This is a genomic window from Flavobacterium sp. (assembly GCF_027531905.1).
Lineage (GTDB): Bacteria > Bacteroidota > Bacteroidia > Flavobacteriales > Flavobacteriaceae > Flavobacterium.
The window spans coordinates 1-9,555 of the sequence record NZ_JAPZSU010000059.1; the positions used below are offsets into that span (position 1 = coordinate 1).

The window sequence follows — 9,555 nt, forward strand, 5'->3', positions numbered from 1 at the left end:
TCATAACTATCCAGTTAAAAAACTTCTATGGCTCATATGTTTAAATCATCAATATAAATTGCAACGATTAAAATATTTTTCACTCCAAACTTATATGTGCTTTAATGCCTTCTATGGTTCCATAACCATTCAGTTAAAAAACTTCTATGGCTCATATGTTTAAATCTTCAATATAAATTATAACGGTTAAAATATTTTTCACTCCAAACTTATATGTCCTTTAATGCTTTATATGGTTTCATAACTATCCAGTTAAAAAACTTCTATGGCTCATATGTTTAAATCATCAATATAAATTGCAACGATTAAAATATTTTTCACTCCAAACTTATATGTGCTTTAATGCCTTCTATGGTTCCATAACCATTCAGTTAAAAACTTCTATGGCTCATATGTTTAAATTTCACCGATCTAAAGGCACAATCAATTTTAGCTAAAATTAAACATATAGATTTTTGCACAAATTAGTAATAGAATTTAGGTTTTTACTACATTTACCCCTCAAAACAACACTTATGAATTTCAAAAATACGCTCGAATTTGCACAGCAATTAGATGCACAAGATTCGTTGAGAAGCTATCAAAACGAATTTATTTTTCCGCAAGTCAATAACCAAAAAGTAATTTATTTTACAGGAAACTCTCTTGGACTACAGCCCAAAAGAACCAAAACCTATGTTGATGAAGTAATGAACGATTGGGCCAATCTTGCCGTTGAAGGTCATTTCTATGCCGACAAACCTTGGTGGGATTATCACGAACGTTTTGCAGCACCATTGAGTAAAATTGTAGGTGCTTTGCCTAGCGAAGTAACGGTGATGAATACCCTAACAGTCAATCTTCACTTGTTGATGGTTTCTTTTTATAAGCCTACGGCTAAAAGGTATAAAATCATTTGCGAAGAAAAAGCCTTTCCTTCAGACCAATACATGTTTCAGAGTCAAGTGCAATTTCACGCTCAAAACAGCGGCATCAACGCAAACGATGCCATAGTTGAAATCAAGCGTCGAGAAGGAGAACATAATATTCGCCTCGAAGACATTATTAGTAAAATAAACGAAGTAGGCGATGAGCTAGCGTTGGTTTTAATTGGAGGAGTGAACTATTACACCGGCCAAGTTTTTGATATTAAAACCATCACTGCTGCAGGGCATCGCGTAGGCGCAAAAGTAGGATGGGATTTAGCACACGCTGCTGGAAATATCAAACTAGAACTACACGATTGGGAGGTAGATTTTGCCGCTTGGTGCAGTTACAAATATATGAACTCAGGTCCCGGAAATGCTTCGGGTTGTTTTGTACATCAAAAGCATCATAACGATAGTACTTTGTCGAGGTTCGCAGGTTGGTGGGGACACAACAAAGAGAGACGTTTCAAAATGGAACCTCAATTTGACCCTGTTCACGGTGCTGACGGTTGGCAAATTAGTAATTTACCTATTTTATCCTTAGCGCCTTATTTGGCTTCGGTGCATTTATTTGACGAAGTTGGGATGGAGGCATTGATTGCAAAACGTGACCATATTACTTCTTATTTAGAATTTATTTTACACGAAATAGATAAAGAAGTAGACAGCACTTTTGAGATTATTACTCCAAGTAATCCTGAGGAACGAGCTTCGCAATTGTCTGTTTTTTTACACGGTGAAGGACGCAGCTTGTTCGATTATTTGATGAAAAATGGTGTAATCACAGATTGGAGAGAGCCCAACGTGATTCGTTTAGCGCCAGTGCCTCTGTATACTTCCTATGAAGACATGTTTCGTTTCGGACAAATACTGAAACAAGGGATTCTTCAAAAATAGAATACGCCTAAATAAAAAAGTCGGTTAGAGAAATTTAACCGACTTTTTTTTAGAAATGTAACTAACAGATAGAAAGCTTATAGCGTAGGTTTCGAAAAAGGTAGAATTTATCTTCTTCTGAACGTCATTAACATTTTTATTTTACTTCAATTAATAGCAACTCTTTTTGAAAAGCATTCAATTGCATTTCTAATTCTTTTGCGATAGCAGTAAAACGGTTGGTATTCAGTAATACATTTTGATAATATTCAATGCCTTCTAACATATTTTTCTTGAAAGCTTGCAGTTTTTTTACTTGTGCCGCAGTTGATGCTGAAGCAACAGTTTGGCATTCATTTTTGAAATAATCCAAGTACATCTTTAGTTCTTTGATAAATACGTTTGGACGATTAGTCACTCGAAGTACGGTATCATTTCCATAAATGTGTTGAATCATTTTTTTCAACGAAACCTCTTGGTCAAAATAAGCTAAATTCGGTCCAGGACACACTACAATTCCTTGGTCTTGCCCTTTTATTGGAATATTGTTCTCCAAGTAAGAAGCATTGGCTAATCCAACACAAAGGCAAGATTTTTCGGTAATGCTGTTTTTGCAACTTTCATATTGTTCTAGGCTGAGCGTTTGCTTTTTCTCTTCAAGAGTAGCCAATTGCTCGTCTTGAAATTTTTTCGAAGCGGTACAAATACCATTGCCCTCTGCGTCTTTATGCAAAGCCAAGAATTTCTTTGGACACGAACTGCCAGCTTTATTGGCTTGAATTCGTTTTTCTCTTATAATTTCATTGGTGGTTCCTCTTAAAGTATTGAACGGTACGCCTAGAGGGGAAATGTGACTCAAATAAAAATCATTTTCTTTGGCTTCCGCCAATAATTTTCGGGTATTGTTGTCTACAGAAGTAGCTTCGGGAATCAATAAAAATGGGGAACCCCATCCAACAGAGTCTACTTGATAATGCTCTAATAAAAAGGTATGTTCGGAAGCTGTTCCTACACCACCTTGAACCGTAATTTTTAATTCTAATGGGGATTCTGGAACGGGAAGTTCTTTTTGTCCCAATGCTTTAACCATTAAATCGTGTGCTGATTGGATGAGTTGCTCTTTCTTTTGTTTGAATTCTTCCAAAATGGGACCTAGTAAAAAACCATCGGTGGCAAAAGCATGACCTCCACAATTTAATCCAGATTCAATACGATATTCTGAAACCCAAAGGCCTTTTTTAGCTAAAAAATTACCTTGTATCATCGCCGAACGGAAATCGCTAACTTTTAGCGTGATCTTCTTCTTTAGGGAGTTATTCAAATCAGGAAAGAAACAAGAAAAGTTCTCGAAATAGCTGTACAATCTTGGATTCATTCCGGCACTTAAAACAACTGAAGAAGCTAAATTGCTATTTGCAAATCCTCTTAGTGCTGCATGAGCGTCATTGAATTCTACTGGTAATTGTTCTTTGCCTACATAATTGTCCTTGTCTAGTTTGGTCATGATATTTACATCAATGGCACCAGGTGATAGCTGATTCTCAATATAATGTTTTAGGTTTTCTTTAAAAGCGATACCTTCATCCATCAATTGTAAAAAACCTTTTTTTAAATCAGACGTATTGGGTAGCTGCGCGATGTAATTGTCTAAAGCCTGTTTGCTCTCAACCAATTCAGTTTTGAAGTCTTCGAATTTTTTCTTTACAATACGGTCAACAAGATTGAGATAGGATGTGATTCGTTCGGCTCTATAGTCGTGAATTTTCTGAGTGATTTCTTGGTAAGGAATCTCAAATTTTTCGCTGTAAAAAGCATTCATTTTTTCGATTAATTCATCATCCGCAATTGAAATTACCGAGGAAATTCCATAATGAGCTACGCGAATAGGACTGTCTATAGTATAAGCCAATCCCATCACGGGGATGTGAAAAGTATGTGGTGATTTTTTATTGGTCATCTATTTATAGCATTTTATTCCCTGCAAATATTGTGAATTGCATTGGTTAAAAAACTGATAAATATCATGGACGTAATTAGATTTTAAATCGGTAGAGCGGAAGTATTATACTTCTTTAAAGATTTGATTTCGAATTGCTTTTTTCGTCAAAAAAGGAAATCGTTGGTTGGTCTTTTCTTGCGTATTGAAAACGGTCTACTAATTTTGGTAGACTATATCCGTCTAACCCATTCAATGAAACAACATTGGCCTTGTCTAATTGCAACCAACTGTCTTTGTGCTGTAATTCTTCATTAAAAAATAGATCTTCTATGGAAGCAATGACATGAATGGTATCGTTTTCTTTAATGAAATATTCATTTACATATTTGCAATACAATTGAACAGGGCTTCCTTTTACAAATGGAATAGGGAAGTTGTCTTTGTATTCTTCAATTAAATTGGTTTTGTCAAATTCTGAAACCCCAGCATCGTAGTTGGCTGATGTATGGTGCGCATCGGCAATCATATCTACAGTAATATGGTTTACGGTAAAATAACCAGTCTCCATGATATTTTTGTAGGTATCTCTTGGAACGGTTGTAGGGCGCATGATGAAACCAAGTAGAGCTGGGCTACTCCCTAAATGGGTGATGCTGCTAAATATGGCTACATTAGTAGCTCCATCTATTGATTTGGTGGCAATTAAATTGGCAGATTTATATCCCGTGCATGAGTTAATAAGATTTAGTTTAGAAATCTTATCCATTTGTATAATGGTCTCTCTCGTTAAATGCTTCATGTTTTTTTATCAAAGATAAATTTTTGTTTAGTTATTTTGAATATTATTTAAACAAAAAAAAAATTATGTTATGGTTTTTTGATAATAAATGTCTTTGTCTTTAACTTTCTTTGATAAATGTCATCAGGATTCGTTTATATTTGTTTTTCTATTTAATAAAAATGGATTGTAAATTTCTTTGTTGATGATGGATGCCAATAAAGATTTTACAAGTAAGTCATTAGCCTAAAATAACAGTCACACCATGAGAGTAGTTAAAAAAATTGCCCTATTTCTTTTTTTGTTTTTAATTGTTTTAGTATTGGCTTTAGTAGGCTATGCTTTTTACACCAAACCTAAATATGAGGGTGAACTTGCTTTGAAAAATATAGAGAAGGCCACCACGGTTTATTTTGATGATTTTGGAGTGCCTCATATTTATGCTAATAGTCAAAAAGATGCGATGGTAGCTTTGGGTTATGTGCATGCGCAAGACCGTTTATGGCAAATGGAATTGATGCGACGCATTGCTCCCGGAAGATTATCAGAGATTTTCGGTTCTGTTGCTTTGAAAAATGACATGTTTTTTGCGGGTTTAGGTATCGAAGAAGCTTCTGAGATGGCAATTGCCAAATTGGATAAAAATGGTAAAGATTATCAATTAGCTATGGCATATTTAGATGGAATTAATCAATATTTGGAAGAAGGTAAAACACCTGTTGAGTTTCATTTAGTTGGGGTTAAAAAAGAAAAATACACCCTCAAAGATGTCTATAATATTTTTGGATACATGTCATTCAGCTTTGCAATGGCGCAAAAAACAGACCCTTTATTGACTGATATTCGTGACCAATTAGGACCAGAATACCTGAAAGATTTTGGTTTGGACGGTTCTTTGGGAACTACTAGAATCAAAAATGCGAAAGTGGATACAAAAGAATATTCGGCAATAGCAAAATCAGTTACAGCATTCCTTGACCAATCCCCAATTCCGCCTTTTATTGGAAGTAACAGTTGGGTTATTGCTCCGCCAAAAACAGAGAATGGTAAAGTTATTTTTGCCAACGACCCTCATATTGGATTTTCTCAACCAGCTACTTGGTATGAAGCCCATATCGTCACGCCTGATTTTGAATTGTACGGATATTATTTAGCAGGAACACCTTATCCGCTTTTGGGGCACAACAGGAAGTACGCTTATGGATTGACGATGTTCGAAAATGATGATTTGGATTTGTACAAAGAAGAAAACAAAGTTGATGATGCCAATAGTTATTTGACTCCAAAAGGGTATCAAAAATATACCATTCAGAACAAAATTATCAAAGTCAAAGATTCATCTTCGGTCAATTTGAAAGTGAAAATTAGCCGTCATGGGCCTATTGTAAATGATTTAATCAAAGGTTTGAATACTAAGCAACCCGTAGCGCTTTCTTGGATTTATACACAACAACCTATTCAGATTTTAGATGCAGTGTATCGATTGTCTCATGCCCAAAATATAGCAGATTTTCAGAAAGGTGTAGCATTAATAGCTGCTCCTGGATTGAACGTTATGTATGGTGATGCCAAAGGAAATGTGGCTTGGTGGGCAACGGGTAAACTGTACAAACATCAGCCTGGGGTGAATCCAAATTTTATTTTGAATGGGGCATCAGGTAAAGAAGATATTGCTGAGTATTTGGACTTTTCTAAAAACCCATCGGCCGTAAATCCATCTTGGAATTATGTCTATTCGGCCAACAACCAACCCGAAGCTGTTGATGGTTTTCTTTATCCAGGCTATTATCTTCCAGAAGATAGAGCTAAGCGAATTACAACGCTTTTAGACGCCAAACAAAAATGGAATAAACAAGCGGTAAGCCAGATGATAGTTGATAATACTTCTTCAACAGTAAATGTGACGCTTAAAGTGATGATGGCTTTTATTGCTTCCGAATCACTTTCAGAAAATCAAAAACAAGCATTTACTATCTTGAAGGATTGGAAAGGGGATAGTAATCTTAACCAAGTGGCTCCAACAATTTACAACAAATGGCTTTATTTATATTTAAAAAATACGTTTGAAGACGAATTAGGTAAAGATAAATTCGAGCAGTTTTTAGGAACACATATCGGGAAACAAGTAGCTACAAAGTTAATTGCGAATCCTAATTCGATTTGGTGGGATGATAGCACTACAAAAGGAACCAAAGAAACGCAAGCTTTTATTTTGAAAAAGTCATACAAAGAAGCCGTAGTGGCTCTCGAAAAGCAATTAGGTACTAACGTCGCATCTTGGACTTGGAACAAAGTACATACAGTAGAACACCAACATCCATTAGGTAAGGTCAGTGCATTGAAACCAATTTTCAATGTGGGGCCTTTTGAAATTGCGGGGACAAATGAGGTGATAAACAATTTGATGTTTGGACTGAATGCTTCAGGGAATTATAAAGTAACTGGAGGACCTTCCACCAGAAGAGTTATCGATTTTTCGGATGTAGAAAATAGTTGGAGTATCATTCCTACTGGCCAATCTGGTAATCCAATGAGTGCTCATTATGACGACCAAACGCAATTGTATAACGAAGGCAAATTCAGAAAAATGAAAATGAATAAAGCCGAAATCGTTACAACTTCAACAAAATTAATCTTTAATCCCATTAAAAAATAGATTTTTATAAAGGGGATACCCGTATTAATCCCTAATTTTGCTTAACTTTTTATCCCCTTTGAATGCAAACACCTCAAAAAATAGCCGTTGTAGGTTCTGGTTTAGTTGGAACTTTATTGGCAATTTACCTGAAAAAATTAGGGCACACAGTGCATGTCTACGACAGAAGTCCAGACATTAGAACTGTTGAGTTTTCTGGACGTTCTATTAATTTAGTGATGTCTAATCGCGGTTGGAAAACACTTCAGGATATTGGTCTTGAAGAAGAAATAAAAAAAATTGGTATTCAAGTAGACAAAAGAGGAATTCATCTTAAAGATGGAACTTTCACCACACAGTTTTACGGAAAAGAAGGGGAGTCTATCTTCTCGCTTTCTAGAGGAGTACTCAACAGAAGAATGATTGATTTAGCGGAAGAAGCAGGAGCTGAATTCTTTTTTAATAGAAAAATTTGGGATGTTTCTTTGGCGAATGCCTCTCTTTATGAAGGAGAAACCGAGCAAGGGGAGTGGAAGGAATTAAAGTATGATATAGTTTTTGGAGCCGATGGCGCTTTTTCAAGAGTACGTCATCGTATGCAGCGTCAATCTCAATTTGATTATGCTCAAGAGTTCATGAAAATCGGTTATAAGGAATTGCATATTCCAGCCAATGAAGACGGAACCCATAAAATCGATAAAAACTCACTGCACATTTGGCCTCGTGGCAATTTTATGTTGATGGGCTTGGCCAATTTGGATGGAAGTTTTACTTGTACGTTGTTCATGCCTTTTGAAGGGGAAAATTCGTTTGAAAATTTAAAAGACGAAACGGCTTTAGTTGATTTTTTTGCAGAATACTTTCCAGATACCAAAGATGTAATTCCAGATTTGGTCGAAGATTTTTTCAAAAACCCAACAAGCTATTTGGTAATGACCAAATGTTTTCCATGGACGCACAGCGATAAAGTGGCGTTAATTGGAGATTCTGCTCATGCGATAGTCCCTTTTTATGGTCATGGAATGAATGCTGGTTTTGAAGATATTACCACGCTAAATGAAATGATTTTGAAATATGGCGACGATTGGAAAACTATTTTTTCAGAATATCAAAAATCAAGAAAGCCTAATGCAGATGCTATTGCCGAACTTTCGAGACGAAATTTTGAAGAAATGAGCTCCAAAACTGCCGACCCGAAATTTTTATTGCAAAAGAAAATAGAGAAATGGTTTTCAGATAAACATCCAGACAAATGGATGCCTTTATACAGCCGCGTAACGTTTAGTTTACAACCTTATTCCGAAGCTTTGGCCATTGGGGATTTTCAAAATAAAATCATGGAGGAAATCATGCAGTTTCCTGATATTGCCCATAAATGGGACAGCCCAGAAGTGGAAGAAAAAATTATTCAGTTATTGAAGGTGAAATAAAAAGAATCCCAAATCTAGCATCAAGTTTAGATTTGGGATTTTTTACGATTTAAAAATAAATGGTAGTCAGGCTTAAATTGTAAATACTATAGGTGTGCCAATTTTGTTCTTTTTCTTAAATGTCCTTTGAGGTCTACAATGATTTAAAATTTCCCACACCAAACTTAAATGTCCTTCAATGCCTTACATGGTTTAAAAAGTTTAACCGCAAGGAAAACAAAGATTTACGCAAAGTTCACAAAGGAAAAAGCTTCAATTTTATTCAATTCCATTAATGGTTTAAAAAGTTTAACCACAAAGTGAGTAAAGTACGTCACAACGTTCACAAAGTTAAATACTTCAATGTTCTTCAGTTCCTAATATGGTTCAATAAAAAGGTTGTTACTCGCGGTGGACTTTATTAAAATCAAAGGCAGGCGTGCAAATAGCGATATATTCACAAGGCTCCTCAAATGGATTCGAATATTGAACACGGGTGTTTTTTTGAATATGTATCGATTGACCAGCTTCTAGAATTACCGTTTCTCCTTCGATTATAAATTGCTTTTTCCCTTTGATGATGTAGGTGTATTCGTCAAACTCTGGGGTTTGAAAGGGTTCGCTCCATTGTGGTGGGGCAATCATGTGTGCAATAGAAACATCTCTATTTTGAGTAGTTGGGATGCCGTGATGTTCTTCGATTAGTTTTCCGTCTGTTGTAGGGACGATAAAAGGGGATTTTTGTAAGGTGTATTTTTTCATTTTATATAGTTTTTTTGCGAGAGGGATAGGAATCAATGCCATTAAGTTAAGGATTAAATGATTGTTGATTTTTGATTAACGATTTTTGATTGCGGATGTATAAGATGTGTACGTCCCTGATATAGGTTGACCACAAAAGTCAATTTATATGAAAGCAAATTTAAAGAATGTTCGAAAAGTACGGCATTATTCAGAAGATTTTAAACGAGAGATTGTTTCTGTTTTTGAAAGTGGCAAATTAAGTGTTC

At 35.5% G+C, this 9,555-nt stretch carries 6 protein-coding genes; 3 read left to right on the top strand and 3 right to left on the bottom strand.

Annotated elements, in window-relative coordinates; genetic code table 11:
- Positions 1 to 515: 515 nt before the first annotated feature.
- Positions 516 to 1,805: a kynureninase gene (gene kynU / locus O9307_RS13540; protein WP_298300234.1), complete on the top strand. Its 1,290-nt coding sequence runs from the start codon at positions 516 to 518 to the stop codon at positions 1,803 to 1,805.
- 136 nt (positions 1,806 to 1,941) lie between these two features.
- Here the strand turns inward: kynU and O9307_RS13545 are convergent, their stop codons facing one another.
- Both O9307_RS13545 and O9307_RS13550 read right to left on the bottom strand, forming a co-directional pair.
- A complete protein-coding gene (locus tag O9307_RS13545; RefSeq protein ID WP_298300236.1) occupies positions 1,942 to 3,741 on the bottom strand; it encodes a hypothetical protein in 1,800 nt (599 codons plus the stop codon).
- Positions 3,742 to 3,856: 115 nt separating this feature from the next.
- Positions 3,857 to 4,522, bottom strand: coding sequence for a flavin reductase (locus O9307_RS13550; RefSeq protein WP_298300238.1), 666 nt, complete (start codon positions 4,520 to 4,522; stop codon positions 3,857 to 3,859).
- A gap of 244 nt (positions 4,523 to 4,766) precedes the next feature.
- Here O9307_RS13550 and O9307_RS13555 point away from each other — a divergent pair, with 244 nt between their 5' ends.
- Together O9307_RS13555 and O9307_RS13560 are read left to right on the top strand one after the other, a co-directional pair.
- Positions 4,767 to 7,157: a penicillin acylase family protein gene (locus tag O9307_RS13555; protein WP_298300240.1), complete on the top strand. Its 2,391-nt coding sequence runs from the start codon at positions 4,767 to 4,769 to the stop codon at positions 7,155 to 7,157.
- A 62-nt stretch (positions 7,158 to 7,219) separates the two neighbouring features.
- Positions 7,220 to 8,566, top strand: a complete 1,347-nt coding sequence (locus O9307_RS13560) for an NAD(P)/FAD-dependent oxidoreductase (protein ID WP_298300242.1) — start codon at positions 7,220 to 7,222, stop codon at positions 8,564 to 8,566.
- A gap of 381 nt (positions 8,567 to 8,947) precedes the next feature.
- Here O9307_RS13560 and O9307_RS13565 read toward each other — a convergent pair whose 3' ends face one another.
- Positions 8,948 to 9,307 carry a cupin domain-containing protein gene (locus O9307_RS13565; RefSeq protein WP_078212651.1) on the bottom strand — a complete coding sequence of 120 codons (360 nt, stop codon included), beginning with the start codon at positions 9,305 to 9,307 and terminating at the stop codon, positions 8,948 to 8,950.
- Positions 9,308 to 9,555 lie beyond the last annotated feature (248 nt).

Excerpts from the sequence above, each read along its gene's own strand:
- kynU (WP_298300234.1), top strand. The coding sequence starts at position 516 with ATGAATTTCAAAAATACGCTCGAATTTGCACAGCAATTAGATGCACAA.
- O9307_RS13555 (WP_298300240.1), top strand. The coding sequence starts at position 4,767 with ATGAGAGTAGTTAAAAAAATTGCCCTATTTCTTTTTTTGTTTTTAATT.
- O9307_RS13560 (WP_298300242.1), top strand. The coding sequence starts at position 7,220 with ATGCAAACACCTCAAAAAATAGCCGTTGTAGGTTCTGGTTTAGTTGGA.
- O9307_RS13550 (WP_298300238.1), bottom strand. The coding sequence starts at position 4,522 with ATGAAGCATTTAACGAGAGAGACCATTATACAAATGGATAAGATTTCT.
- O9307_RS13545 (WP_298300236.1), bottom strand. The coding sequence starts at position 3,741 with ATGACCAATAAAAAATCACCACATACTTTTCACATCCCCGTGATGGGA.
- O9307_RS13565 (WP_078212651.1), bottom strand. The coding sequence starts at position 9,307 with ATGAAAAAATACACCTTACAAAAATCCCCTTTTATCGTCCCTACAACA.